Raw genomic sequence first — 25,885 nt, forward strand, 5'->3', positions numbered from 1 at the left:
AAAAATAACCAGCATAAAGAAATTATGCTGGTAAACGTGCACTGTCACGAAATTGACAACGAAATTGTTCCCCTGACAAAACTTCCTCACGCATCAGAATGTCGAGGGAATTGTCGAATATTGTCCGCTGTTCCTCAAGCCGGTGTTTGGTCTGCTCCATCAGTTCCTGCAGAATCATTTTATTCTCCCGCATCAGCTCTTCAGTAGTCACCATATCCATATTAACAATTCCTAATGAGGTCAGACCCGAAGCCATCATCGTCTGGACTACGTTTGTCGCCTGCTCAAAGTCATTACGCGAACCTGTCGAGCGTCCGCCATAGTACATCTCTTCAGCGGCCGCACCGCCCAGCGCAATCATGATCTGCTCCTCCAGGAATCGTTTGGTGTACAGAAACTGCTCCTGCTGCGGATTATGCCGTACATAACCGAGAGCCTGTCCACGCGGACTAAGGGCAACCTGGCTTACACTTCCCGGGCGCACAAGCTCTGCCATAATGGCATGGCCCAATTCGTGAATGGCAACTCTTTTCTTCTCTTCCACGCTTGATTCACGATCCGTCTTCTCACCCATCATCACTTTATCGATCGCAAGAGACAGATGACGCTGTTCTATATGCAGCAAGCCCTCGCGCATCGCATAAATCGCAGCTTCGTTCATCACACTTTCCAGCTGGGCACCCGAGAATCCGTAGGACTCTTCAGCCGTTTTCTCCAAACTAACATCCTGCGTCAGAGGTTTGTTTACAGCATGAAGCTCCAGAATATGTTTTCTTCCCTTTTTATCAGGCAAATCGACCTGAATATGACGGTCAAAGCGCCCTGGACGAGTAAGGGCACTATCCAGCATTTCCTTGCGGTTCGTCGCCGCGATCAACAGTATCCTAGGTGTTTCAGAAGTATATATCCCATCCATCTCCGTCAGCAGCTGGTTCAATGTCTGATCATACTCGCGCTGCTGCCCGCCTTCACGTTTACCACCAATAACATCTATCTCATCAATAAAAATGATTGCATTTTCTTTGTTTTCCTTCGCAGCCCGCGCTCTGGCATCCTTAAATAAATCGCGGATACGGCTGGCCCCTACACCGACATACATTTCGACAAATTCACTGCCTGACGCAGCTACAAACACAGAATCTGTATAGTGTGCTGCCGCTTTGGCCATCAATGTTTTTCCCGTTCCCGGAGGCCCCGTTAGTAATATACCTTTGAGCGGGCGAATCCCGAACTTCTGTATCTCTTCATGTCGGATGAGAAAGTCAAGCGCTTCTCTTAACTCCTGCTTGGCACTGTCTTGGCCTCCAATTTCTTCAAAGGTCAATTTGGAAGGTCCTTTTTTCTTGCGTTTGCGTTCTTGTGCGGCACCTACAGTAATTCCGCCCCGCATCTGCATCATGAACAGTAAACCTCCAACGAGCAGCAGAGCAATCAAGATCGGCACGATATTAACACCGATAAAGGCTAGAAAAATAATCAAAACAGGAACAAATCCAACGGCTGCTTCTTTTGTCCATTTAGGCATTAGGCCACACTCCTATCTGACCGGGTATACGCGGCAGTATAATGAACTTGCTGGCATCTCCGTCTCTCAGACTTACATAAACATTGTTGTCATCCATCGCTGTATTGACTTGAATTCCTCCTACTGCCATCTTCGACAAAGTCGGTGTAATCTCGGCGTATTGTTTGTTTTCCATCGCTTGGGCTACAGTAAACATCGCATCGCCCCACCAGTTCTCCAGCGCCTCATTGGAATGATCTACAACGTCCAGTTTAAGCGCACGTGAGCCAATCAGGTTCTGTCCTTCTTTGTGAATATACTGGACCAGTTTTCCCAAATCCACATTTGGTTTCAAATCAAGTTTCATTTGTACATCATTGCGGTTAATAGATAATTGAACACTATTGACTCCCTCGTATTGAGTAACCATTTTTTCAATCGGGCTTTGTACGGCTACTTGACGATATGCGAACCAACCTCCAAATAACAGGACGGCAGATATAACAGCAGTAAGAACAATAGGCAATACTTTCAGCTTCAAATGAATTACCCCTCCCAAAATGAGCCTATCCTCGATCTACAGGCTTATATTTATAATCATTAATCAAAGAGTGAACTTGATGTCTGCATCGTTAACTGCAGATTTTTTTGCGTTTTATTGTAACTTCAGTACATAAATGAGTATATCACATCGTATATACAATATCGAAGGTGAAAATATGAATAAATTATTAATTTTAACTATTTAATTCACAATCATTTGATAGAAAAGCCAAAAAACCGGTTCAGTCGATGTGCTGACTGCCGGTTTCCTGCTCTTTTTAGACTCTAGCTGTTCGGTACGGTATAGACCAAATCTACCTGCTCTCCATTGCTAAACCGATAAAAACGATAATAATTATGCGTACCATCTTTGTAGTACACTTGCCATACGTAGATATTATTCACGACACCTGGCATGATCCGTTTGATCTCACCACCCGGCACCTCGGAACTAAATCGGCTGCGAATCTGCGTTTCGGACATCCCGTTCTGGATCAATTCACTGTGTACTCCCGCAGCGCCCTGGACTGGCTGGTTGTTGTTATCAAATTTAACCCACACCATTACGTTTTGATTATCTTTATTTTTGGCGGTCATCGTCCAATAGATGTTGTCAGAGCCATTCTTCTCGCCCCAGACGTACTTTCGAAGCTCATCAGGCGATGTAATCCCCAACTGGTCTTGTGCGGCTTGTACAGCCAATGCCTCTTCTTTACGCTGATCTTGTGTTACATAGACGTAATACCTTTGAAGTCCAAACAAGATCAGAACCAGAATGAGCAGCGATATCCAGATCCACTTCTTTTTCTTCTTCAAGAGCTGAACTTCCTTTCTCTGAATACTGCGCGTTGATGGCCAGCTTGTCTTTTAACGGGCAAGAAGCTGATCAAAGGCCAATTGAGATTCCCGCAAAATGCGCTCCTCATCCATTGTCAAACACTCGCCATGTTTCACCACTTGTTTTCCGTCTACCCATACATGTTCCACATCTTTAGCCGAGGCAGAATAGATCGCATGAGAGATCAGATCCGTATGCGGATAAAAATGAGCCTGTTCAATATTCAGCGCAATAAAATCTGCCTTCATCCCCATTCGCAGCGCACCCGTGTCGTTCAGGAAAATAGACTTCGCGCCGAAACCTGTTCCAAGCAGCAGTGCTTCACCCGCAGGAACCGCAGTTGGATCGCCAGATACACCTTTATGAATCAGTGCGGCAAGTCTCATTTCCTCAAACATATCCAGGTTGTTGTTGCTTGCGGGTCCGTCTGTACCCAGAGACACGGTAACCCCTGCTTTCAACATAGCAGGCACACGGGCCACTCCGGAAGCAAGCTTTAGATTGCTGCCCGGATTATGCGATACTGCCACATCATGTCGGGCCAGAATCTCAATTTCTTCATCGTTCAGATGAACCGCATGGGCTACAAGCGATGGAAGTGAGAAAAAGCCATGCTTCTCTAGGTGAGCTACAGGGCGCAGGCCGTAATCTGTCACGTTCTGCTCTACTTCACGTAATGTCTCTGACATATGCGTGTGCAGCGGCAGGTTAAGGTCATGCGCGGCCTGTACAAGCTTCTCTATGTAATCTGGAGGGCATGTGTAAGGTGCGTGCGGGGAGATAACCGTTGTGATCCGTCCATCCGCCTGTCCGTTCCATTCACGCGCAAATGCTGCGGACTCTTCCAGCTTGCGCATCTGCTCTTCTTCGGAACAAAGTCCAATCACACCGCGAGCCAGTGCAGCTCTTGCCCCGGACTGTTCAACCACTCTTGCCACCTGATCCATATGATCATACATGTCCAGGAACGCTGTTGTTCCGCCTTTTAGCATTTCAAGCACCGAAAGCGATGCGCCCCAGTAAACGTCTTCCGAAGTCATTTTTGCTTCCATCGGCCACATTTTTTCCTGGAGCCATACCTGAAGTGCCAGATCGTCCCCATGACCCCGAAGCAGTGACATGGCCGCATGACCATGCGTATTGATCAGACCCGGCAGGAAGAGAAGTCCTTTTCCATCCACTTTCGCCAGTTGCTCGTCTCCATCCGGCAGCGTCTCACCAATATGCACAATCTTGTCATCCTGAATGACCATATACCCTTGAACTATTGTCCAGTTTGCGCCTTCGTTTACGGCAAATTTACCGTTTTGAATTACCCATCTATTCGTTGTTGTCATCAGACTCTTCTTCCTTCCCGTTTTCTAAATAATAAGCCAAACTGAGCAGATCTGTTGTAAAGTCAGCGTGATGGATACGAACATGTGATGGTGTTTTTAGAATCGTTGGTGCAAAATTCAGAATTGCCTCGATTCCCGATTCAATCAGCTGATCCGCGACGTTCTGAGCTTCCGTATCCGGAACCGTAATAATCCCGATGCGAATGTTATCTTTTTGTACCGCTGCTGCAAGCTCTTCCATCGGCTGGACAGTCAGACTGTTAATCTTACTGCCAATCTTCGGTCCGAACGCATCAAAAATAGCAACAATCTTCATATTGTCTTTCAAGTAAGCATTGTAGTTGGACAACGCTTGTCCTAGATTACCCGCTCCAACCAGAGCCACATTAATCTGCTGGTCAATCTTCAAAATGTGACGAATCTTCTCGATCAGATAAGAAACGTCATACCCGATTCCTTTACGGCCAAAATCACCAAAATAAGCCAGGTCCTTGCGAATCTGGGCCGGATTCAGATCCAATCGCTGTCCAAGCTCCTGTGAAGAAACTGTGGTCACCTCACGCTGAACCAACTCGTTAAGATAACGCAAATATACGGGCAGACGCCGTACTACCGCTTCCGAAATTTTATCCGATTTCATTCCTGCTCCCCCTTACCATTGCCACGATAAAATAATAAATATTGAAAAATGGAGCATTCTGTATACATGCAAAATATGCATCATTCCTCATACAGAATGCCCGTATTGTTGGGATTATAAGTTCATGATGTGCTGCTTTTCGAAGTCTCTTTCGAGTTTAACGCTATGCAGAAGTACAATGCAATGCTATAGCTTACAAAATCGAATCATTTTCATTCACGATGGGACGATCCAGCCATTCGGCGATACGCGGAACCATCTGTTCTGTCAGCATATGCTCCATTTTGGGTCCAGGTAAGGAATACAGGAAGTACTTGCCATAATAAGCTTCAATTACTCGCGTATCATACACGATAACGATCCCCCGATCCTTGCCTGTCCGAACCAACCGGCCAAATCCCTGTTTGAACCGGATGACGGCCTGAGGGACAGACAGTTTCATAAACGGATTTTTTTTCTGCTCCTGCAGCAGTTCACTCTTTGCTTCCAGAAGCGGATGGTTAGGCGGCTGAAACGGCAGCCTTACGATTGCGAGACAAGTGAGGGCTTCACCTGGAATATCTACCCCTTCCCAGAAGCTGCTCGTACCCAGCAGAACTGCCGCTTTGGCATCCTGGAATCTTCGTGTGAGCTTGGAACGGTTACCGCTGTCAACGCCTTGGCCCAATAGGGAGATATCATTCCCGGATAAAGCCTCCTTCAACGGCTCATACACTTGTCTCAGCATTTTGTATGAGGTGAACAGCACCATCATACGTCCCTGTGTCGCAATCGCCGTCTCGGCAAGGGACTGTACCAGCATCTGTACAAAGTGAGCATCTCCTACACTGCCTTTCAGACTTGGAAAATCACGCGGAATGACTAACAAGGCCTGTTCCCTATAATTGAACGGTGAAGGCAGCATGGATGTAAGAAGGCGGTTATTGTCGGAAGCTTCCTGCAGGCCAAGCTGTTCAATCATGAATTGGAATGACTTATCCACGGACAGCGTAGCCGACGTAAGCACAACGCTTTTCTTTTTATCAAAAAACATCTCTTTCAGCTGTGCACTTACATCTACAGGAACAGCATACAGCTGCAGTGATTTGCTGCGGAACTGGCCGCTGGCCTCCATCCAATACACCGTCTTGGCATCGTCCATACGCATGAAGAATCTTAAATTCTCCTTTAATGTCGTCAGATCCTTTAACAGCCCGGTGATATCCGTAATTAAACTGTCAGACTGATAATCGTCCTGATCCTCTTTCACTTCAAGCAGCAGCTTATCCCCTTTGCGCACCAAGTCACCAAGGGTCACATAGATTTGGTTCTCCAGTTCCTGCAGCTCCTGCCATTTCGCAGGTTTCTGCGAAGCCTTCAAACGAAGGGAGAACTGCCCGGTTTCACCTGGTGAAGCATCACTGCGTTCCGGCAGCAGGCCAAACAAAGCGTCGCTCAGACGGTCCCACATCTCCTTAACCTCAACGGCAAGCGGGAACATTTGATCCACCATAGAACCCCACTGCACCGCATTTTCATGTCCGGACAGCTGAGAACGCAGCATCGGCAGCTGACCGTTGCGGCTGTCTTTGAACAAGCGGGTCAGCGTGTGAACAAGGGTGAAGTACTTCATATGAAGACCCAGATGTTTACCTGCTACATCTTCCAGATGATGCGCCTCATCAATAACCAGACTTTCATACGCGGGCAGCAGCTGATGGGCAGCCTTCACGTCAGTAAACAGCTTCGAGTGATTGGTAATCACGATGTCAGAAAGTCCTGCTTCATGTTTGGCACGATGATAGAAGCACTTGCGGAACCACGGACAGGATCTGCCGAGACAGGACTCGGATTCACTCTGTACCGTCTCCCAGAAATCGCCTCCGCGTGCACTGAGGTTTAATTCTTCATCATCACCCGTCTCGGTCTGTGTGAGCCATACAATCATTTGGGCTGCGGTGAAGTAGTCCTCTTTAGGCGTGGCAAATTCCCGTTTATTAATCTTGTGCTCGAATTTACGCAGACACAGGTAATGACCTCTGCCCTTGAACACCGATGCTTTAAACGGAAACGGAACCACCTGCGTCAGCATCGGAATATCCCGTTCGCGCAGCTGCTCCTGCAGGTTAATGGTGTGGGTGCTTACCATCACCTTCTGCTCCTGTTTGACACTTTCATAAATGGCAGGCAAAAGGTATCCCAGTGATTTTCCGGTTCCTGTTCCGGCTTCCAGCAATAAATGTTTCTCTTCGTCCAGCGCCTGTCGTACGCTGCTGAACATCTGTGTCTGAGCTTCACGTTCTTCGTAATGATCCAGCGTCTCTTTGAGGTTGTCTCTTACCTGATCCATAAACTGATCAAAGCTGACACCTTCCAGCGGATTCGCTTCTCTCTCATCACGTGGCGCTCCGATCTCCGTCCAGTCGCTAACATTAAGCGCGAGTTGACGATAATACGTATGTCCATCGAGGTCCTGTATCGGGTCTGCTTCCTTCTCGGCACGAAGCCCGTCAAAAAACCAGCCAAGGTCGCTGTCTTCCGGCGCAAACAGATCGCTAAGCCGCTGAATGGTAATCAGCGGAAGCTCCCGCAGCTCATCCAGACATTTGAGAAGCACATGAGCGGTTGCCAAGGCATCACTATCCGCCTGATGAGGACGGTCATGCTCAAATCCGAATTCGGCTGATACATACCCGAGCTGATAGGAACCCAGCGAAGGAAATGTTATTTTCAAGAAATCAATGGTATCCAGAATACGACCCGTAAACGGTAAATACCCGCAGCGGTCCAGCGCATTCTGCAAAAAATGAAAATCAAATGCAACGTTATGGCCTACCAAAACCACATCGTCAAGAAGCGGTACCATCTCCATCATCATCTCTTCGAGGGATGGAGCATCCGCTACATCTTCTTCTGTAATTCCGGTCAGCCCTGTAATGAACGGCGGAATAGGCACACCCGGATTTACATAAGAACTATATATTTGAGTTATGCTGTAGTCATGATCTATGATGGCAAGTCCGGCCTGTATAATCTCACCGTCGGACTGCGTGCCGGTTGTTTCGAAATCCAAAACGGCAAATTTCATTGCAATATACGGTCCCTTCCATTCCAGTCTATGTTACAGCATAGCAAAAAAAAGGGCATTTGAAAATTAACTGACAAAAAAGCGGTGTTTCCGCCGCTATGCCAAAGGAGGAAACACCGTTCTTTTGCCGCCAAATGCCACACTCTTAATTGAGGGCAGTCAGCTGATTTGCATATTGCAGTTTACCTCTGTTCAGCCTGCATACTTCCATGTTGTACAGAGGTTCGGTCAACGTCGGGTCATACTGAAGGGCTTGAGCAAACAGCGACCATGCTGCGTCCAGATTGTACCGCTTGGCTTGAATACAGCCGAGGACATTACAGACAAGACCCTTTAGCCTTGCTGATCCGTTCAGCAGCATAATCTGCTCTAAATGAGCTTCAGATTCGGACATCTGCTCCAGACTTAAGTAAGCGAGCGCGAGATAAAACCGGGCTAGGGCACTATCCGGATAATCATCCACGACCTGTGAAAATTGGTCGATCGCCTGCGGATACATCTGCAGCTTGAAATACCCCTGTCCACGGCTGAAACATTCCAGATGAAGCTCAGGCAGCGACGTGACGGCCTGCTGCTCCGGCTCAAGTGAAGCCGGCTTTTCAAGCTCCTGCTCCCGAAGCTGGCTCATTTTCTCTTCAAACATCAGCCATTCATCCAGCATCCCGTCACTCATGCGTTTGAGCAGATTCCATTTGTGCTGCAGCTCCTGTTTGTCCAGACCTTCAGCGGAAGGATAGCCCTTGATAATTTCATCTAACATGTCGTTCATTTCGGCGAAAACATGCTGGAACATCGATGCATCCCCACCCTTGGAAAAATGGATTAGTGCAGTGTGACCTGTACTCATTTTCTGCTGGATGGGCCGATTTCATTCTCCTTCCCAGCGGATTACAGAATCGTGGCGTGAACTTCCTTTTTCATCGTCTGCACCGGCTTGTTCTGACCGTCCACAAACACCACGGTTGGTTGATGCGCATTCGCTTCTTCCTGGGACATCATCGCATAGGAAATGATAATGACAGTATCTCCAGGCTGCACAAGACGCGCTGCGGCTCCGTTCAGACAAATCACGCCACTGCCGCGCGGACCCGGGATTACATAAGTTTCAAGCCGTGCACCGTTGTTATTGTTTACAATTTGCACTTTTTCATTTTCCATCAAGTCAGATGTTTCCATCAGGTCTTCATCAATGGTAATGCTTCCCACATAGTTCAAATTGGCTTCCGTTACGGTAGCACGGTGAATCTTCGATTTCATTAATGTTCTAAACAAGGGACGGCACCTCCATTTTTTGGATACGTATGTTATCTATTAATCTTGTTTTCCCGAATTTCACAGCCAGTGCAATCAGCAGATCTTCATATGCCTGTAACGGTTCGTCACCCGCAAGAGGTTCAAGACTCGGAAATGCCTGAATCTCCGCATAATCGATGACAGCATGCGCAGCGGTACCAATGTGTTCACGGAGCAAACGACGAATGTCATCCGCTGTAACAGCTGTCCCGGAATCTACAGCTTCTTGTGCCGCACGCAGTGCCTGAGACAGCACTAATGCCTCCTCACGCAGTTCTGTACTCAGATAGACATTACGTGAGCTGAGTGCCAAACCGTCCTCTTCACGAACGATGGGACAAGGCACAATGTCAATCGGCATGTTCAAATCATGTACCATTTGTTGAATGACTGCCACCTGCTGCGCATCCTTCATGCCAAAAAAGGCTTTCTGCGGCTGTACAATGTTGAACAGCTTGGAGACCACGGTAGTTACTCCGTTAAAATGTCCCGGACGGGATGCACCGCACAAGCGTTCTGTAATGCCGGATACTGCAATCGTAGTTTGCGTCGGCTGCGGATACATCTCCTGCACCGAGGGAATAAATACGATATCCACACCTTCTGTACGAGCTGTTTCAACATCCCGTTCCTCATCTCGCGGATAACTGTCGAAGTCTTCATTCGGTCCAAATTGAATCGGATTGACAAAAATGCTCAATACTACGATATCGCTTTGCTGTCTGGCCGCCTGCATCAGACTGGCATGGCCTTGGTGAAGATATCCCATGGTCGGCACAAATCCTACCACGGCTTCTCCAGAACGGATGGCTTGATTTTTACGCATCAAGCTCAGTTCCTGTCTTAACTCTGCGATCGTGCGTATGACTTTCATCAGCGCGTTTCCACCTTTTCTTTGCGTTGTCCGTACAATCCATCCAGCACACCATCTGCTGCACTGAAGACATGCTCTTCAGCCGGGAAGGAGCGATCCTTCACCTCTTTTACATACGTTTCAATACTGCTGCGAATCACACTTCCTACATCACCATAAGTTTTGACAAATCGTTTAGGCGTGTATGGTGAAGCATATTGAACCACATCATGAAAAACGAGTACTTGACCGTCACATCCCCGCCCTGCTCCAATGCCAATGGTCGGGATCGACAATTCCTTTGAGATTGCTTCGGCCACTTCTTCCGTCACGAGTTCGAGCACGATGCCAAAAGCCCCTGCGGCTTCAAGTGCTTTGGCTTCATCCATCAGACGTTTGGCATCTGCTGCATCCTTGCCTTGAATCCGGTAACCACCGATCTGATTCACCGATTGTGGTGTCAATCCAATGTGACCGAGCACAGGCACGCCTGCTTGCACAACAGCCTTGACTGTCTCCGCGATTTCAACGCCGCCTTCCATTTTGACCGCATGAGCATGACCTTCCTGCATCAATCGACGAACACCCTTCAATGTTTCATCGATGCTGCCGTGATACGTCATAAAAGGCATGTCTGCAACGATAAACGTATGTTCCGCACCTCTCACAACCGAACGAGTGTGGTACACCATATCGTCAATCGTAACTGGCAGAGTTGAATTGTAACCGAGGACAACATTACCCAAAGAGTCGCCTACCAGAATAATGTCAATGCCAGCTTCTTCAGCGAGCAGAGCCGTTGGATAGTCATAAGCCGTAATCATGCTGATCGGAATGCCGTCCTGTTTGTATTTTTTCATTTTCACGATATTCAAAGCTTGTTTCCTAGCCATTCGTTTGTGCCCCTCTCCCTTTTCAAATAAACACAAAAAAACCTTTTAGTTTTTCCACTAAAAAGTCCCGAAAAGTCAAAAAAGAGTCACTTGCGATCGTCCCTTCTGTCTCGGTCCTCTTCGGCTCAGAGCAGAATCCAACAACACATTTGTACCAATATTCCATTGTTTCTTGCCCTTGCCGCCTGCATAAGAACGCATCAAGCAGAACAAAGGTTTACTGCTCCGGAGTGCAGCTCGGTCTGTACATACCCGATACCGCCTCACGAAATCAGTATACCAAAGTTCTGCTCAAACTTCACGTCTTATGTTCAATTTGTCAGGGTGTGTCTGAAATTGTTTAAGGAAGTAGATTTTGCCAAATTTTCGTTCCCAGCCAGGAAGTTTACCGCAGGCGTGCCGGGGCACGTCAAGGGAAATTGACGCAGCTGGGGGCGAAAAGGGGTAAAAAATACACTTCAGTCGGTTTCAAGACACGCCCTAGTCATATTCGACATATTCGGCAAATATCAGCTTTTCCAAGTCACTTCACCGGATACGATAAGTTCCCGTTCTCCATTCGGTGTTTCCACGATCAGCGCCCCAGAAGGATCCAGCCCAACAGCCTTTCCTTCCACTACGCCGTGGGGATTCGTGACTATAATCTTACGGTTCAACGATACAGACAGCGCCTCCCATAATGAGGCGATTACGCCGAACCCTTCTTTTTGGTATAAAAAATAGAGACTCTCCAGTTCCGTCAAGATAGCGGCTGCCAGCTCTGTCCGGTCAACCCTCTGTCCTGTTTCAATCTGGATAGAAGTTGCAATCTGCTTCAAGTCTTCAGGATAATCCTCGCGGCCAAAATTCGCATCAACACCAATGCCTGCAATACAGTAACGGACCTGATGATCCTCCACCGCAGATTCCAGCAGTATGCCGCACATCTTGCGGCCATTAATCAGCAGGTCATTTGGCCATTTGATCCCAGCCTCCGCGCCTGTACAGGCGCGAACGGCCCGGCATACAGCCACTCCGGTCAAAAGTGTAAGCTGGGGTGTATGGTGCAGCGGAACTTCCGGCCGCAGCAGCACACTCATCCAGATCCCTTTTCCAGGAGGAGAGAACCACTTTCTGCCGAACCGCCCTCGGCCTCCGGTCTGTTCTTCGGAAAAGACTACCGCTCCTTCACCCTCTCCCTCTTCAGCCAGCTTCAAGACATCGCCTTGAGTTGACAAGGTTGAGGGGAGCATAACGGCTTTACGGCCAAATACAGCCGTTTTGAGTGCCAACTGGAGCGCAGCCGCATCGATCGTTTGAGGTTTCGTGACTAGACGGTACCCTTTGCGTGAGACAGCTTCGAATTCGTAGCCCATATCTCGCAATTTATTCACATGCTTCCACACCGCGGTTCGGCTGATCGACAGATGCCGGCTGATCTCCTCGCCCGACACAAATTGTCCGTCAGCTTGAAGCAGCATATGTAACAGATCCTCATGCTTGGTCATCTGCAGCCACCCGTCTCACTTCAGCTCTTAATGCCTCATGCTGATTCGTTATATTGCCAACTGCCGTTTCCCTGAGCAGATGTTTCATCAGCTGTCCAAGCCAAGGTCCGCCCTTGCGGTCCACCAGCTGCAGTACCTGTTCACCAGTGATTTCAAGCTCCTTTATTTCGTGAACGGGTATGGATCGACTCCAGCCTGCAGCGAAAGCCTGAACTTTTGCCAGCCGTGCTTCTACCTGTTCGGAAAGGTCACGCCACCGTTTTGGAAGCTCCTCCTGCAGCATAAGCCAGTCGTCAGCGGCCTGAGCACCACAAGCAAGCTCACTTTCAATCCAGCTCTCCCGAAGCTTGTTGTCCTCCTCATCCTGCTCAACAAAAGCGGTCACCAGCTGTTCCACCTGAAGCACACCTGTAATACGACTGCGCTGTTCATTAGAAAAGGTCCAGTTCCGCAGCAGCTTGTCGGCTTCTTCGCGGTTATAACCACCTGCCAGTAATAGGCATGTCCAACGCAGCAGCACATGATCCCCGGACAAATGCTCCAGACCAGCTAACAAGTCTTTGTTGAATCTGGAGGAATCCACCGGGGCTTTGACATACTCCAGGGCACGACTGCGAAATAACAATTCCAAGCCCTTCAGTGGGTGAGGGCCCGCCATCATTTTCACCATCTCGGTTCGAACCCGTTCCATAGCGATATGCTGAAGCAGTTCACGCTGATGAACAAACCCTTTCCAGGTATTGTATGCAATTCTGAAATTGAACACAGAAGCGAACCTTACACAGCGCAGCATACGCAGCGCATCTTCACCAAAGCGTTCAACCGCGAGGCCCACACAACGTACAAGCTCCTGCTTGATATCGGTTTGCCCCCCGAATGGGTCAACCAACGTTCCGTTAACATCCATCGCCAGCGCATTCATTGTGAAATCACGCCGCTGCAGATCCTCTTTGATGTCCTGTACAAACTGCACTGCTGCCGGCCTGCGATTATCCCGGTAATCCGATTCCGTCCGAAAGGTAGTCACTTCAAAATAATAACCGCCTGCACGAACTGTTACCGTTCCATGCTGCAGTCCCGTAGGAATACAATCTTCAAATAGTGCCATGACCTGCTCGGGTGAAGCAGAGGTTGTAATATCCATATCATCGACAGCCCGCCCCAGTAATTCATCACGGACACAGCCGCCAACCCAATAAGCCTCGAAACCGTGTGTATTCAATTGAGTGAGTACGCGCTCACTTTGTTTTGCCATTTCGGCATCTGCTTGAGTCCATTGAACCACCACATCTCACCTCTTTTCCTGCCTGTTGTGGTCCCCCAACTTTAACCGCACACCGGATTCAGACTAGGGATTTCTCTTCCAAGGACACGATAATATATCTGTTCGTATTTCAGGCGGATGGAGTCATTACAGAAATCATGATGTGCACGCTGAAGACAAGCTTCCCGAATATCCGCAGTCAATTTTTCGTCGGTCAGCAGACGAATCGCGTTCTCAGCCATGGACGCGGTATCGCCGATTGGCGAGAGGAACCCTGTTTTCCCATGTATAACAAGCTCGGGAATTCCGCCAGCCTCAGAACCGATCGTCGGTACACCACAAGCCATCGCCTCAAGTGCAACAAGACCAAAGCTTTCTTTCTCTGACGGCAGCATCAGGATGTCGGCCATCGATATTACCTGCGCGATATCATCCTGTCTGCCGAGGAAATGAACCTTGTCATCCAAGCCCAGCTCTTTGATTTTACATTGAATCTTGGGCAGATCAGGGCCCTCACCCACAAACAGCAGCTTCGCAGGCACTTTTTCCTGAACCTGACGAAATACTTCCACTACATCCTGCGTCCGTTTGACCGGTCGAAAGTTGGAAATATGCATAAGTATCTTTTCATGAGGAGCAGCTATATCCCGACGCAGACTTACCGCATCTCTTGGATAATACACACGTTTATCTATAAAGTTGTAGGTCAGATCGATCGGACGCTGGATGTCCAGCAGTTCGACCGTTTCACGAATCAAATCCTGGGACACAGCGGTAACCGCATCGCTTTCATTGATTGCGAGCCGAATCAAGTCTTTCAAAGATTCATCCTGAGCCAGTACCGTAATATCTGTTCCGTGGAGCGTTGTCACCACTTTAAGGTTGTCCCCGACCATCTGTTTGGCTAGAAAAGCACACACTGCATGGGGTACCGCGTAATGTACATGAAGCAGGTCAAGCTGCTGTGCTTTCGCCACCTGTGCCATCTTGGTCGCCAAAGACAAGTCATACGGAGGATAACGGAACACGTAGTAATCATTAACCTCGACTTCATGATAAAAAATATTTTTCTGAAATTTTCCTAATCTGAAAGGAATACTGTTCGCAATAAAATGAACCTGATGCCCCTGTTCGGCCAGCAATTTGCCGAGTTCCGTTGCAACAACCCCAGATCCTCCGAGGGACGGATAACAGGTAATTCCGATTTTTAGCTTACGATCCATCCGGTTGGACGCTCCTTTGATCTCCCGCAATGTGCAGGTTGATATCATGCAGCGGAAATTGATAGTTGGCATGATTCGTTGAAGTGTAAAGTCATTGTTCCATCTATATATACCGATACTTATTTAGTTTAGACGCCAAACTGCTTCACCACATAAGGTGTTACCGTCGCAAAGCCTTCCGCATATGGAATAAGACTGCGCTGTCCTAGCAGGGAATCACGTGCCCTCACCCGCTCAATGTAACCCTGATTCAGCGGGGTTGAAACGATCCCTTCGCCCTGTTCAAATTGGGATCGGTAGCAGCGCAGCGACGCTTCTTTCTGTTCGTAGTGTTCCGTAATATCCACAATCAAATCCGTAGGACCGATATCGTTAATAAAATAAAAATACATCTGCTTCACCTGCACAGCAGGCATGTCCGGCATATAATTCCGAAGCTTCGCATTAAATACAGCCTCCTGCACAAGTTTACTGCACATGATATGATCGGGATGCCGATCCTCCCAATAAGGTGCAAAAACGATGTGCGGTGCATGCCTGCGTATTTCCGCTGTAACTGCTTGTACTTGTTCCGGTGTAATATGGAGTCCACGGTCAGGCAGCCCGAGATTGGTCCGACACGAAAGACCGAGGACGCGTGAGGCTTGCTCCGCTTCCTCGGTTCTGCGCTCCACGGTGCCGTTGGAAGACATCTCCGCACGAGTCAGGTCACATACGCCTACCTTGAATCCGGCAGCTGTATGTTTTGCAATCGTTCCAGCCATTCCAATCTCGGCGTCATCTGCATGTGCACCGAAGATGAGAATATCCAGGCTCATTGTGAGTCACCCGTATTCATTCCTGCCTCCGGCTTGTACTTATGTACCAGTTCTCTCCAAGCAAAGTCACCGCGATCCAGCGCTTTAACTAAAATCTCGGCGGTTGCAATATTAGTCGCAAGCGGAATCCCCTGAACGTCACATAGACGAAGCAGCGCATTGATGTCAGGCTCATGCGGCTGTGCCATCAGCGGGTCACGCAGGAAAATGATCAGGTCCATCTCGTTTTGCGCTACCAAAGCACCGATCTGCTGGTCGCCTCCAAGCGGCCCCGATTCGAAACGATGAATCTGCAGGGATGTGCCTTCCATAATACGAAGACCTGTTGTACCTGTCGAATACAATTGATGATCTGTAAACACAGGCTCATAAGCGGTAACAAAGTTTACCATTTCTTCTTTTTTACGATCATGGGCAATAAATGCGATTTTCAACATGACAATCTTCAATCTCCTTTAGTCGATAAAGTGGTCAAAGCCGTATACGAGTCCTGTATATTCCATTACCTTTTGTACACCAATCTTGACTCCTGGCATATAACCAGCACGCTCGTAGGAATCATGACGAATCTTCAGCGATTGTCCATAATCACCGAATACCACTTCCTGCTGTGCGAATACACCTGGCAAACGTACGGAGTGAATGCGGAAGCCATTGTAGTATCCACCGCGTGCTCCCTCAATTGTCTCTTCTTCATTCGGATTGCCTTGACGAATCTCCTCACGATTAGCTGCAATCAGTTCCGCTGTTTTGATCGCCGTTCCTGATGGTGCATCCAGCTTCTGATCGCCGTGATATTCAATAATTTCCACGTTAGGCATATGTTTGGCAGCCTGTGCTGCAAAACGCATCATCAGGATTGCTCCTATGGAGAAGTTAGGTGCAATTAGTCCGCCAATGCCTTTCTCCTGGCACTGCTTGTCCAACTGTTCGATCTGCTCCGGCGTAAAGCCGGTAACACCCATGACAGGTCTTACGCCATGGCGGATTGCAATCTCTGTATGAGCAAAGGCAAACTGCGGCACTGTAAAATCAACCATGACCTGCGGCTTGGTTTCGGCAAAAGCCATCTCGATATCGTCTGTTACCAACACACCACACTCAGGTAAACCTACCAGTGTTCCAGCATCTGTGCCTGCTCCGGAGCGGTTGACAGCGGCGGCAAGCTCCAAATCCGGATCCTGCAGTACCAGCTTCACCACTTCACGGCCCATCCGGCCAGCCGCTCCGATCACGGCAACTCTTATCACTTCACTCATCTTGGCTGCATCTCCTTCACTTGTTAGATCATCTAAATCGTATTAACCCAGCTTTTTCATTCAGTTCACTGTTTAACTGTAATGATTACTTACTGCATGGATTTCATACGCTGCTTCGTTTCCTGTAACATCTGATACAGCTGCCCATTCTGCGGATCAAGCAGGATTGCATCCTGTAGTGTCTGCAGAGCACTTTCGTATTCATTCAGATCACTGTATGCCAGCGCCAGCATGACATGGGCTTCCACAGACAGCGGGTCCAGCCTAACAGCTTCTTTGAGAAGAAGAGAAGCTTCGACAACGGGCTTGGTGTTTGTTTGAACGGTCTGTTCAAGCAGCATCTTAGCTTTGATCGTCAGCTGCTTCGCCTCAAGTGTCTGCATATGCAGCACGTATTCTTCGGCGCCCTCGGACAATTCCACCGCCTTGCGAGCATATTCCAGCGCAGGAAGCAGATGTTTGCTTCGTGCATGTGTAATGGAACAGCGATAGTACAATTCGGCATGTTCCGGGTGAGCATGGATGGCCGCTTCGAACCAGCGAATGGCCTGCTCAAAATCATTTTGTAATATACAGCGATAAGCCTGCTGCATATAATCTTCCGGTTTCATCATCAAGCTGACCCTCCCCGTGCGGGTGATGGTACAGCATATGTAATCTACGCCTAATCGGTGTTTTTTGGAGTCCACCGATTTGCGTCTCGGGTATTAAATTTATGCATGACTTTGTCATGTGCCTCAGCCAAATCAATACCAAGCGAGTTTGCAAAACATATGGTGATAAATAAAATATCTCCAAGTTCAAGTTCAATAGAATTGGCAGCTTCGGAAGCTTTCTTCGGTTTCTCTCCGAACTCGTGATTCACTTCACGGGCAAGTTCTCCAACCTCTTCAGACATCCGGGCCAGCATGGCCAGAGGACTGAAGTATCCCTCTTTGAACTGGGAAATATAGAGGTCAACCTCACGCTGCATTTCTGCCAGACTTTTCTCCATGAGAGCAGGTTCTCCTTCTATTCTGATGTCGTGTTTGTTCCTAATAATATCAGTTATTGAGGCTCACTTCCACCAGAATCCTGCACAAATCATTTTTAATGTCTGGCACAAATCCGTTTTTAAAGGATATAGAAACAGGTATACTAAGATGGGAATGATTGCTTCCCCATTCTAATTCAAGTATAGAGAGGGATCCTATGAGTACTGCCAAAACGTGGGTTCAATTAAAGCTTGTACTGCCCATTTTGCTGGGTACAGCCTTGTATGCTTTCGGGCTGCTTTATTTTATTATCCCCAATCAGCTGATGGAGGGCGGACTTACCGGAGTTACTGTGCTGATTAACTACGCCTTCGGTGTTTCCCCATCACTGACCACTCTGATTTTAAACGTTCCGCTGTTTCTCATCGGTCTTAAGGTGCTTGGCAGCAGACAAATGGTGTATACCGGAATCGGAATCGGGGTTCTGACTGCTTTCCTCTGGCTGTTCGAGAAGTTGATTCATCGGGGCTGGATTGAACCGTTACATACCGAGAACGATCTGCTCTTAGCTGCCTTATATGCAGGAGTTACCTTGGGAGCCGGCCTAGGCATTGTTTTTCGCTGGGGCGGGACAACCGGCGGATCTGACATTATCGCCCGGATTCTGAACCGAAAATATGGATGGAGTATGGGTCGTGTGCTGCTGGGCATCGATTTTGTCATCATTGGACTGTCACTCATCTACATTCCTAAGGAAAAAATTCTGTATACGTTAGTTGCCGTGTTTATCGCCTCAAAAGTGATTGACTTCATTCAGGAAGGGGCATATTCCGCTCGCGCGTTTATGATTATCAGCGACCACGCTCCCCAGATTGCAGAACAGATTACCAAAGACATGGATCGCGGAGTAACACTTATTCCGGCCATTGGCGCATACTCAAAACAAGCCAAACATATGGCCTACTGTGTTATTTCCAGACAGGAATTCCGCAGACTGCAGACGATTGTTCGTTCCATCGACCCGAGAGCTTTTGTCATTATCAGTGACGTGCATGATGTGCATGGAGAAGGCTTCAAAGAAAGCTAACTTCATTAACCTTTAGGGAATACAAAAAACCTCTTCCGTTCTAACAGCCAGGAGATTGGCCTGCTGCGGCAGGAGGTTTTTTTATTTTCTGATAAATGATTAGGAAGCAGGTTCACTAACGGCGATATGTAAAGATATCCTGCTGCTGTGCACGATATTTGCGGTATCCCGCATAACAAAGTGCCGCAGCGATAGCTGAACTGATGACCAGGCCGGCTGCCCGGCGGTCGGCACCCTGTACAAAAGGCACAAAGGCACTCTCGTCCTTCTCACGTCCAAACAATCCGTTTACCAATTCTTCTCCATGAGCGGCCATGCTCCGAATCTGCGAAGTATCAGACTGCTTGGCTTGTGTCAGTCCTTTAAGATGGGATAACCACGCATCGATCTGTGCAATCTGATACGGTTCAAGACGAATCATCGCTGCGGGACGGATCGTTTCGTAGTGATCCTCAAGAACGCTGTAACGATTAGCCAGAACCGCTGCCGTCTCGTTCTGATTCGCTGCCAGTGACAGCGCATCCAGATCATTCTTCACGATCTTGTAATATTGAAGCCAGAGCGGTTTGGCCGGATTGGCCAGACTGTCCGCTGCAAGTCTGAGTTTGGCCGAGGCCTGCTGCAGCAAAGGCTTATCGCCTTTGAATTTGGCCGCAGCCTCTTTAACCTCTACCACCGTCTCGGACAAGGCATGAATGCCCTCAACTGAAGTTTTCCCCTCGAACGAAACATGCTCCAGACTATTACTGATACGCACAATACTCGCGCGTACCTCCTCCATATTATTTTCGAGCGCTTGACGGTATAATACAGCCGCTTCTTCGTTTAATTGTGCAATCGAGGAATTAGAGGATACTTCCTGGTTACCATTTGGATTGGATTCATCACTTTGCGCGGATACCAGGTACGAACCATGTGTCCAAAGCAGCAGAGCCATGAGTGATACCGACAACCAGCCCGTCATACTCCTGAATGTTCTCTTCATGGACATCCCTCCCATCATCAATGTATGGTGAGGAATGTCCGGTTAGAACAAACCTGGCAAGTACGTTCAGGCTCTTTTGGCCTGCCTTAAGGCAAGCCACGCGGCGAGAATACTTACAATGGTCAAAGTGAACGTAAAATTGCGAACAGCTTGTACATGCTGATACAGCGCCGCAGGAAGCCAAGGATAAATGTCATATGTATAATCCATCGTATCGTTCAGCAGCGTCCAGAGACCTGCCACAATCAACGACAACCAGCGGAAGCCAAAGAAACGTACATAGATCAGTGCCTCAATGGCCATCGCACTGTGGGAAGCAATCAGCATCCAATCCTGCCAATGCTGTGCACCTCCTTGAGCCCAACCTGCGAAAATAATGGATACAGCCCACACACCATATTTTACAGAGGTGACGACTGCCAGAGCCTGAATAACATGCCCGATGCGCCGCAGAACTGCCGACTTCACCGGATACAGTATCCACAACAAGGCTAATGTAAAAAACAAGCTCGCTGTCGGGCTGTCCGGGACAAATACGATCTGCCACACCGGCTGCTGTGCCAGTGTCAGCTTCATCTGCTCGCCATACCAGATATAGCCATAAACCGTGCCGAGCGCATTACACCAGAACAAAAGCCACAGGAAATACCGATGGGTCAGAAACTCCCTGCTCCAGAAAAACGATAAAGCCACGTGCACTGCACCTTCTTTCTCTATTCTTTTATTGATCTCCATTCCGGCAGCTGAATACCGTGTTTCCTCCAAAAGACTTCAAAAAAACCTGATCGAATAACGATCAGGTTTTTTCATTAATTCGATTTTACTGTTCTGCCTTCTGTTTCGCAAGCCATTCGGCTAGGTGAGTGATTTCCTCATCGGTAACCCCTTGGGCTATAGCGTTGTCATACATTTGAGGCATACCATTGTAGCCATCTTTAATAATCGTTACAATCTCTTCCTGGCTGTGTTTGTCGCCAACACCCCGGAGAGAAGGCGCATTGCCTTGGCCTTTCATATCAGCTGCGTGGCAGCCAATACATCCGGCTTTTTTGTACGTTTCCATCGCAGGATCGTCTTTGTCCACAATCGCGATCTCTTCCTGCTGCTGACCTGGCGCGTTGGAAGTAGGCAGTCCCTGTTCATGTTTCTCCAGGGCCTCTTCCTCCCGCTGAATATGCTCCGGTTTCTGTCCTGTCGCTTCAAGCTCATGTTTGTAATGTGTCCACGCTACATTCGTGAGATAGAACACCGAAATAACAGACAGCAACATTAAAGACGATGCAATTGGACGTTTGTAAAAACGACGTTCTTTCCCTGTATCCAGGAAGGGGGCCAGAAGCAGCGCTCCGAAAGCAACACCACTGACACCCAGCACGCCGAGCAGAACGTAGTCTCCCGATGCGTAAGGATACTTCAGATACTGATACAGAAAAAGAAAGTACCAGTCGGGCATCGGAATAACCGATGCACTTGGATTAGCCGGATACCCGAGAGGTGCTGGTTCCGAGATGGTCAGCACCAGAATACCAACCAGGACAACAACCCCTACCATCCATTCCTTCAGCAAAAAGTTAGGAATAAATGCTTCCGATTTGCCAGGGTATGCGGTGTAATCCGGCGGAGTAATAAACCCCGAGCCTTTGCGGACGCGTGAATCACCGACAAAGATAACCTTTTCTTCATCCTTGTTCTTGTGCCCGTGAGCCATTACCTTTCCTCCCTTCTCTCGTTTATAGTGGTCCCGAAATGCCCTGTCTTCGGATCATAATAAAGTGTCCGACCAGCAGCACCAGCAGCACCGCAGGGAGGAAGAAGACATGCAGTGCGAAGAACCGTGTCAGTGTCTGTGCACCAACGATCGTTCCTCCCTGCAGGAACTCCTTGATGATCGGTCCAAGCCAAGGTACAGTGTTCGCGATCTCCAGCGTTACTTTTGTTGCGAAATAAGCTTTGTTGTCCCAAGGGAGCAAATATCCGGTCAAACCCAGACCCAGCATGACGAAGAATATCAACATGCCTACAACCCAGTTCATTTCACGCGGAGCCTTGTAAGAGCCTGTGAAGAATACACGCATCGTATGTAAGAACATCATGACGATAACCAAACTGGCTCCCCAATGGTGCATACCGCGTACAATCTGGCCAAAAGCTACTTTCGTCTGCAAATACTCTACACTTGCGTATGCATTAATAATATCCGGTACGTAGTACATTGTCAGGAACATGCCTGACAGAATCTGAATAACTGTAATAAAAAACGTCAATCCGCCAAAACAGTATACGAATGCGGAAAAGTGATGCGCCGGGTTTACATGCTCTGGCACTTCATGATCCGCAACGTCCCGCCAGATTGGCGTGATGTCAAGACGCTCATCAATCCAGTCATAGACATTTTTAAACATCTGCGTTCACGCCTCCTATTTCACTCGGGTGTTCGGAACAATCTCGCCCAGATAAACCCAGCCTTGTTCCTCCTTAACCACGTATTCATCCAGTGGTTTCGGGGCAACGGCAAGATTCTTCCCTTCCTTGTCATAGTGCGCACCGTGACATGGGCAATGGTACTCATTCGGATAATTTTTGTCACTGTTCCAGCCTACTGTACAGCCCAGATGTTTGCAGATAGGTGAAAGTGCGTAAATTTTTCCTTGTTCATCCTTGCGAATCCATGCCACCAACGAGGCATTACTCAAATACCAGCCATCCTGCTGTTTCAGTTCAAACGTAAATTCTTGAGGTTCATTTGTAATTTTGCTGATCTCAGCCACTTTGACAGAGGTTCCTTCTCCCTTGTGCTGCAAAATCGGGTCCACCGCAAAACGGACCATAGGAAGAATTGCACCGGCGGCCATGTAGGCTGTAGCTCCACCAAGCGTGTACGTCAAAAACTGCCTGCGCGACATTTCCATTCTGCTTGGCGGTTTAATCGAGGCTTCGTGCTGGTCATGCTCACTGCTCATACTGTCTCCAACCCCCTTTTTCAGCCAACTCTCTCAACCGTTTTCATTATCATAAATTCCACGACTTACTAGAACATACATAATCATATAGTAGCCCTAGAACACCGTCAAGAATTTGTCACACATTTTTAAGCTTCATTTGTAAGCGTTATTAAAAAACTGTTGGAAATTTGTCACATTTGTCATCAAGACGTCACTTTTTCCATAAATCTCGAATACATTCCCCAACATACCCTGCTATTGCTTCACTTCCCATTTCATGAACGAGATCCCTTTGACTTAAAAGCAAGTCTGCATGCGGAATTTCCATATTCAAAAAAGATCCATCTGCTGACATAATAACCACATATTTGAAACCAGAAGCTTTTAGTTCCGAGGACAAGGTATTTAATGTCATTGACATTTCCGTACTCGTGTAATGATAGGCCGGATACGTCATAATTCGACCTTTAAATGGAATTTCAACCATGTCTATAAAATCTCTAAGCCGTTCCAGCGCTTCAGTTGCTTGAACCGGAGACTGTTTACCGTTCATAGCTGTGAACGGAACAAGGCATGTGTCCAAATAGAGCTGCAGTTCAGCCCAGCTGTCTTGATTCATCTCGCTGAATTTCAATTCCCTATATCCCCTTCCTATCCATTTTATTCCCATATTATATATGAGCATATGTTATAAAGCCAGATATTCATTTCATTTAGATGTATATATCAAAAAAAGGAATGCGCAGCTGCGCATTCCTCTGTAGTCAGTTTACTCTTATTCTATATGATCCGTCGTTGATCTGTTAATTGATCGTTCTCAGTTCATCCGTCAGATTCCGGAAAGCTACTTCGTCTCCGGTAGCCAACGCCTTGTCGATTTCCAAATAAAGCTTCTCACTCCGCTGTTTGCGAAGCGCCTCGTCCCAGACCATCTCAGCTGCCAGCCCCAACATGACTTCATACGTAACTTTCATTTTATCCAATAGGATGCACCTCCAAAACGGATTTAAGAGCTCCTATATTCTCTTCCTTTGATCACATAACCCAGTGAAGTTTTCGACATCCGCTGCAGATCAGCTTCGGTCAATTCACGAATCACTCTGGCCGGCGTGCCCAAAGCGAGAGTATAGGGCGGAATTTTACTATTCTCAGTCACCACAGAACCGGCTCCAATCAACGAATACTCACCGATATCAGCACCATTAAGCACAATGGCCCCCATGCCAATCAATGTCCCTGTTCCAATGGTACAACCATGTATGATTGCAGCATGTCCTACAGAGACATCATCCCCCAGAATTAGGGGCTGATTGGTGTTCACATGTCCGACAGCATTATCTTGAATATTGCAGCGCTTTCCAATCTTGATAGGCGCCAAGTCAGCCCGCAGGACCGCATTAAACCACACAGAAGATTCTTCTCCCATATGCAGATCACCTATCAATTTCGAACCTTCAGCCATGTATATCGAAGGGGGCAGCTGTGGTTGTATACCTTGGTATGGAATTATCATTCGTATCACTCCTTAATTTGGGAGTGATTGTAGCAACTTGTCCTTCACTTGTCAAACTCGATCTGCTTAACATCAGCCGAGATTGAGCGGCAGGAGGCTGCAAGTCTTGATCCCCAGGCAGTCATCTGCACTGTTCTACCCTGTTCATGCACACCTGCGCGAATCAACCCGAGGTGCTGCATCATTCTGATGATTCTCTTTTCATATATGTCTTCTGCAGTATCGTAATAGAACGGCTGAATGAAGGGTCCGATTTGCTTAAAAAGCGATTCCGTCGTAGACCAATCACCTGCACATTCACCTGTCCAGTACACAATTGAGGACAGATTAGGAACAGCACCTTTATAAAGTCTTAACCAAAACCGAAACAGCTGTATCATCTCCGCAGCGTTCTCGGCCCCCAGCTTTTCTTCACCAGCCACTGTCAGTTTCAAAGCACAATGTTCTTCACGGATCAACCGGTTATGAAAGGCGTAATCATACACCAGTGCGAAGCGGTCAGGGTAATCTTTGAACGAACGGCCGTATCCGAAGCGCCATCCGGATCTGCCCACCAGTTCTTCAGAGATATGCAGATGCTCCATAAGCTGCTGCTGTGAACGGCGATACATCATCCCTTCCGCATTAACAGCGATCTCATGCTGCTTCACAAACTTTAGGAAAAGCTTCAGGTCTTCTGCCATCAGATGGTATTCCTCGCGATACATAGACGGTTCGGATGTCTTGACGATACCCGCTCTTAAATGTGCAGCTAACACATCTCTGAACCTGAGTTTCAAATCTTGAGGCACTTGATAGAGATACCTGGTCTGCTGCGTAGTCCCGTTGAAGAGCCATCCGCTTTGGGTAAAGCGAATGATAAGATCTCGGGGACTCGAACCTGCCTCACTCTCCTTTTTGTCCATCGATTGACGGGCTATGGCGATGAGCTCTTCCATACCATAATACTGGCGGGGATCAAATAACAGGTTATTTAAAAACCGTTGGTCAGCCTGATTCAATTGACGTACCTGCTGCTCAAAGAAAGGTTTGCTGCCCAATGTCGAGAGGATGCTCTGGATGAGTTCATGTTTGGAATTGGGCTTGCATTCGCATTGATAGTAATCTGCTATTCGATTAAGCTGGCCAATATCAGCAAAAGTCAGCATATCTGCTAGATTCATGGGTCCATCGCCTCGCCCGCTCACTGTTTTCGGCTGCTGATTAAGACCTGAAACAGTGTGGTTTTGTAAACATGGTTGACGGATTCTCCATAATCTAAACCTCTTTTTGTAAACTTTTTTTGTTTTTCACCATCTTATGCCTGAAATTGTGCAATCAGAAGAAAAACAATAGAGTACACTCGGTATTTCCATCCATTCTCTC

28 protein-coding genes are annotated in these 25,885 nt (G+C 47.8%); 1 reads left to right on the forward strand and 27 read right to left on the reverse strand.

Going from position 1 to position 25,885, the window contains the following annotated elements:
- Window positions 1–22 precede the first annotated feature (22 nt).
- From MKY97_RS17820 to MKY97_RS17905, 18 genes are all read right to left on the reverse strand, one after another.
- Window positions 23–1,525 (reverse strand): AAA family ATPase, encoded by a 1,503-nt coding sequence (locus tag MKY97_RS17820; RefSeq protein ID WP_342551665.1) that lies wholly within the window; start codon window positions 1,523–1,525, stop codon window positions 23–25.
- Window positions 1,518–2,045 carry a hypothetical protein gene (locus MKY97_RS17825; RefSeq protein ID WP_342551666.1) on the reverse strand — a complete coding sequence of 176 codons (528 nt, stop codon included), beginning with the start codon at window positions 2,043–2,045 and terminating at the stop codon, window positions 1,518–1,520. Before MKY97_RS17825 ends, MKY97_RS17820 begins: the two co-directional genes overlap by 8 nt.
- A 287-nt stretch (window positions 2,046–2,332) precedes the next feature.
- Entirely contained in the window at window positions 2,333–2,863 is a 531-nt protein-coding gene (locus tag MKY97_RS17830) for a DUF5590 domain-containing protein (protein WP_342551667.1), read from the reverse strand.
- A gap of 51 nt (window positions 2,864–2,914) precedes the next feature.
- Window positions 2,915–4,222, reverse strand: coding sequence for an amidohydrolase (locus MKY97_RS17835; RefSeq protein ID WP_342551668.1), 1,308 nt, complete (start codon window positions 4,220–4,222; stop codon window positions 2,915–2,917).
- Entirely contained in the window at window positions 4,206–4,862 is a 657-nt protein-coding gene (locus MKY97_RS17840; RefSeq protein WP_342551669.1) for a redox-sensing transcriptional repressor Rex, read from the reverse strand. Before MKY97_RS17840 ends, MKY97_RS17835 begins: the two co-directional genes overlap by 17 nt.
- A gap of 193 nt (window positions 4,863–5,055) precedes the next feature.
- Window positions 5,056–7,929: an ATP-dependent DNA helicase DinG gene (dinG, locus tag MKY97_RS17845; RefSeq protein ID WP_342551670.1), complete on the reverse strand. Its 2,874-nt coding sequence runs from the start codon at window positions 7,927–7,929 to the stop codon at window positions 5,056–5,058.
- A gap of 145 nt (window positions 7,930–8,074) precedes the next feature.
- Complete coding sequence (locus MKY97_RS17850) at window positions 8,075–8,722, reverse strand: tetratricopeptide repeat protein (RefSeq protein ID WP_342551671.1); 648 nt, start codon at window positions 8,720–8,722, stop codon at window positions 8,075–8,077.
- 95 nt (window positions 8,723–8,817) lie between these two features.
- On the reverse strand, window positions 8,818–9,201 hold the full coding sequence (gene panD, locus MKY97_RS17855; RefSeq protein ID WP_111271379.1) for an aspartate 1-decarboxylase: 384 nt from the start codon (window positions 9,199–9,201) through the stop codon (window positions 8,818–8,820).
- On the reverse strand, window positions 9,194–10,096 hold the full coding sequence (gene panC / locus MKY97_RS17860; RefSeq protein ID WP_342551672.1) for a pantoate--beta-alanine ligase: 903 nt from the start codon (window positions 10,094–10,096) through the stop codon (window positions 9,194–9,196). The genes panD and panC overlap by 8 nt, the downstream gene beginning before the upstream one ends.
- Complete coding sequence (gene panB, locus MKY97_RS17865; protein ID WP_342551673.1) at window positions 10,096–10,968, reverse strand: 3-methyl-2-oxobutanoate hydroxymethyltransferase; 873 nt, start codon at window positions 10,966–10,968, stop codon at window positions 10,096–10,098. Before panB ends, panC begins: the two co-directional genes overlap by 1 nt.
- A 509-nt stretch (window positions 10,969–11,477) precedes the next feature.
- Window positions 11,478–12,455, reverse strand: a complete 978-nt coding sequence (locus tag MKY97_RS17870) for a biotin--[acetyl-CoA-carboxylase] ligase (RefSeq protein WP_342551674.1) — start codon at window positions 12,453–12,455, stop codon at window positions 11,478–11,480.
- Complete coding sequence (locus MKY97_RS17875) at window positions 12,442–13,743, reverse strand: CCA tRNA nucleotidyltransferase (protein WP_342551675.1); 1,302 nt, start codon at window positions 13,741–13,743, stop codon at window positions 12,442–12,444. Before MKY97_RS17875 ends, MKY97_RS17870 begins: the two co-directional genes overlap by 14 nt.
- A 38-nt stretch (window positions 13,744–13,781) precedes the next feature.
- Window positions 13,782–14,942 (reverse strand): N-acetyl-alpha-D-glucosaminyl L-malate synthase BshA, encoded by a 1,161-nt coding sequence (gene bshA / locus MKY97_RS17880; protein ID WP_342551676.1) that lies wholly within the window; start codon window positions 14,940–14,942, stop codon window positions 13,782–13,784.
- Between the two features lie 128 nt (window positions 14,943–15,070).
- Window positions 15,071–15,760 (reverse strand): bacillithiol biosynthesis deacetylase BshB1, encoded by a 690-nt coding sequence (bshB1, locus tag MKY97_RS17885; protein WP_342551677.1) that lies wholly within the window; start codon window positions 15,758–15,760, stop codon window positions 15,071–15,073.
- On the reverse strand, window positions 15,757–16,197 hold the full coding sequence (gene mgsA / locus MKY97_RS17890; protein WP_342551678.1) for a methylglyoxal synthase: 441 nt from the start codon (window positions 16,195–16,197) through the stop codon (window positions 15,757–15,759). The genes bshB1 and mgsA overlap by 4 nt, the downstream gene beginning before the upstream one ends.
- An 18-nt stretch (window positions 16,198–16,215) precedes the next feature.
- Entirely contained in the window at window positions 16,216–17,019 is an 804-nt protein-coding gene (gene dapB / locus MKY97_RS17895; protein WP_090917170.1) for a 4-hydroxy-tetrahydrodipicolinate reductase, read from the reverse strand.
- An 89-nt stretch (window positions 17,020–17,108) separates the two neighbouring features.
- Entirely contained in the window at window positions 17,109–17,633 is a 525-nt protein-coding gene (locus MKY97_RS17900) for a tetratricopeptide repeat protein (protein ID WP_342551679.1), read from the reverse strand.
- A 50-nt stretch (window positions 17,634–17,683) separates the two neighbouring features.
- Window positions 17,684–18,013, reverse strand: coding sequence for a nucleotide pyrophosphohydrolase (locus MKY97_RS17905; RefSeq protein WP_111271388.1), 330 nt, complete (start codon window positions 18,011–18,013; stop codon window positions 17,684–17,686).
- Window positions 18,014–18,210: 197 nt separating this feature from the next.
- Here MKY97_RS17905 and MKY97_RS17910 point away from each other — a divergent pair, with 197 nt between their 5' ends.
- Window positions 18,211–19,080, forward strand: a complete 870-nt coding sequence (locus tag MKY97_RS17910; RefSeq protein ID WP_342551680.1) for a YitT family protein — start codon at window positions 18,211–18,213, stop codon at window positions 19,078–19,080.
- Window positions 19,081–19,195: 115 nt separating this feature from the next.
- On the opposite strand, the gene MKY97_RS17915 is transcribed toward MKY97_RS17910, so the two are convergent.
- From MKY97_RS17915 to MKY97_RS17955, 9 genes are all read right to left on the reverse strand, one after another.
- On the reverse strand, window positions 19,196–20,065 hold the full coding sequence (locus MKY97_RS17915) for a sporulation protein YpjB (protein ID WP_342551681.1): 870 nt from the start codon (window positions 20,063–20,065) through the stop codon (window positions 19,196–19,198).
- Between the two features lie 66 nt (window positions 20,066–20,131).
- Window positions 20,132–20,758 carry a DUF1405 domain-containing protein gene (locus MKY97_RS17920; protein WP_342551682.1) on the reverse strand — a complete coding sequence of 209 codons (627 nt, stop codon included), beginning with the start codon at window positions 20,756–20,758 and terminating at the stop codon, window positions 20,132–20,134.
- A 127-nt stretch (window positions 20,759–20,885) separates the two neighbouring features.
- Window positions 20,886–21,773 carry a c-type cytochrome gene (locus MKY97_RS17925; RefSeq protein WP_342551683.1) on the reverse strand — a complete coding sequence of 296 codons (888 nt, stop codon included), beginning with the start codon at window positions 21,771–21,773 and terminating at the stop codon, window positions 20,886–20,888.
- A 22-nt stretch (window positions 21,774–21,795) separates the two neighbouring features.
- A complete protein-coding gene (locus MKY97_RS17930) occupies window positions 21,796–22,467 on the reverse strand; it encodes a cytochrome b6 (protein WP_017687726.1) in 672 nt (223 codons plus the stop codon).
- A gap of 15 nt (window positions 22,468–22,482) precedes the next feature.
- Window positions 22,483–23,025 (reverse strand): ubiquinol-cytochrome c reductase iron-sulfur subunit, encoded by a 543-nt coding sequence (locus MKY97_RS17935; RefSeq protein ID WP_342551684.1) that lies wholly within the window; start codon window positions 23,023–23,025, stop codon window positions 22,483–22,485.
- A 193-nt stretch (window positions 23,026–23,218) separates the two neighbouring features.
- Complete coding sequence (locus tag MKY97_RS17940) at window positions 23,219–23,641, reverse strand: DUF2487 family protein (protein WP_342551685.1); 423 nt, start codon at window positions 23,639–23,641, stop codon at window positions 23,219–23,221.
- Window positions 23,642–23,810: 169 nt separating this feature from the next.
- On the reverse strand, window positions 23,811–23,990 hold the full coding sequence (locus tag MKY97_RS17945) for an IDEAL domain-containing protein (RefSeq protein ID WP_342551686.1): 180 nt from the start codon (window positions 23,988–23,990) through the stop codon (window positions 23,811–23,813).
- 23 nt (window positions 23,991–24,013) lie between these two features.
- Window positions 24,014–24,520, reverse strand: coding sequence for a gamma carbonic anhydrase family protein (locus MKY97_RS17950; protein ID WP_342551687.1), 507 nt, complete (start codon window positions 24,518–24,520; stop codon window positions 24,014–24,016).
- Window positions 24,521–24,564: 44 nt separating this feature from the next.
- Window positions 24,565–25,683: a hypothetical protein gene (locus MKY97_RS17955; RefSeq protein ID WP_342551688.1), complete on the reverse strand. Its 1,119-nt coding sequence runs from the start codon at window positions 25,681–25,683 to the stop codon at window positions 24,565–24,567.
- Window positions 25,684–25,885: the final 202 nt, after the last annotated feature.

This window comes from Paenibacillus sp. FSL R7-0652 (assembly GCF_038595045.1).
In the GTDB taxonomy this organism is placed as follows: Bacteria; Bacillota; Bacilli; order Paenibacillales; family Paenibacillaceae; genus Paenibacillus.

What these genes read in the sequence shown, in the direction of transcription:
- MKY97_RS17820 (WP_342551665.1), bottom strand. Translation starts at nt 1,525, where the DNA reads ATGCCTAAATGGACAAAAGAAGCAGCCGTTGGATTTGTTCCTGTTTTG.
- MKY97_RS17835 (WP_342551668.1), bottom strand. Translation starts at nt 4,222, where the DNA reads ATGACAACAACGAATAGATGGGTAATTCAAAACGGTAAATTTGCCGTA.
- MKY97_RS17840 (WP_342551669.1), bottom strand. Translation starts at nt 4,862, where the DNA reads ATGAAATCGGATAAAATTTCGGAAGCGGTAGTACGGCGTCTGCCCGTA.
- dinG (WP_342551670.1), bottom strand. Translation starts at nt 7,929, where the DNA reads ATGAAATTTGCCGTTTTGGATTTCGAAACAACCGGCACGCAGTCCGAC.
- MKY97_RS17850 (WP_342551671.1), bottom strand. Translation starts at nt 8,722, where the DNA reads ATGTTCCAGCATGTTTTCGCCGAAATGAACGACATGTTAGATGAAATT.
- panC (WP_342551672.1), bottom strand. Translation starts at nt 10,096, where the DNA reads ATGAAAGTCATACGCACGATCGCAGAGTTAAGACAGGAACTGAGCTTG.
- panB (WP_342551673.1), bottom strand. Translation starts at nt 10,968, where the DNA reads ATGGCTAGGAAACAAGCTTTGAATATCGTGAAAATGAAAAAATACAAA.
- MKY97_RS17870 (WP_342551674.1), bottom strand. Translation starts at nt 12,455, where the DNA reads ATGACCAAGCATGAGGATCTGTTACATATGCTGCTTCAAGCTGACGGA.
- bshA (WP_342551676.1), bottom strand. Translation starts at nt 14,942, where the DNA reads ATGGATCGTAAGCTAAAAATCGGAATTACCTGTTATCCGTCCCTCGGA.
- bshB1 (WP_342551677.1), bottom strand. Translation starts at nt 15,760, where the DNA reads ATGAGCCTGGATATTCTCATCTTCGGTGCACATGCAGATGACGCCGAG.
- mgsA (WP_342551678.1), bottom strand. Translation starts at nt 16,197, where the DNA reads ATGTTGAAAATCGCATTTATTGCCCATGATCGTAAAAAAGAAGAAATG.
- dapB (WP_090917170.1), bottom strand. Translation starts at nt 17,019, where the DNA reads ATGAGTGAAGTGATAAGAGTTGCCGTGATCGGAGCGGCTGGCCGGATG.
- MKY97_RS17900 (WP_342551679.1), bottom strand. Translation starts at nt 17,633, where the DNA reads ATGATGAAACCGGAAGATTATATGCAGCAGGCTTATCGCTGTATATTA.
- MKY97_RS17905 (WP_111271388.1), bottom strand. Translation starts at nt 18,013, where the DNA reads ATGGAGAAAAGTCTGGCAGAAATGCAGCGTGAGGTTGACCTCTATATT.
- MKY97_RS17910 (WP_342551680.1), top strand. Translation starts at nt 18,211, where the DNA reads ATGAGTACTGCCAAAACGTGGGTTCAATTAAAGCTTGTACTGCCCATT.
- MKY97_RS17915 (WP_342551681.1), bottom strand. Translation starts at nt 20,065, where the DNA reads ATGAAGAGAACATTCAGGAGTATGACGGGCTGGTTGTCGGTATCACTC.
- MKY97_RS17925 (WP_342551683.1), bottom strand. Translation starts at nt 21,773, where the DNA reads ATGGCTCACGGGCACAAGAACAAGGATGAAGAAAAGGTTATCTTTGTC.
- MKY97_RS17930 (WP_017687726.1), bottom strand. Translation starts at nt 22,467, where the DNA reads ATGTTTAAAAATGTCTATGACTGGATTGATGAGCGTCTTGACATCACG.
- MKY97_RS17935 (WP_342551684.1), bottom strand. Translation starts at nt 23,025, where the DNA reads ATGAGCAGTGAGCATGACCAGCACGAAGCCTCGATTAAACCGCCAAGC.
- MKY97_RS17950 (WP_342551687.1), bottom strand. Translation starts at nt 24,520, where the DNA reads ATGATAATTCCATACCAAGGTATACAACCACAGCTGCCCCCTTCGATA.
- MKY97_RS17955 (WP_342551688.1), bottom strand. Translation starts at nt 25,683, where the DNA reads ATGAATCTAGCAGATATGCTGACTTTTGCTGATATTGGCCAGCTTAAT.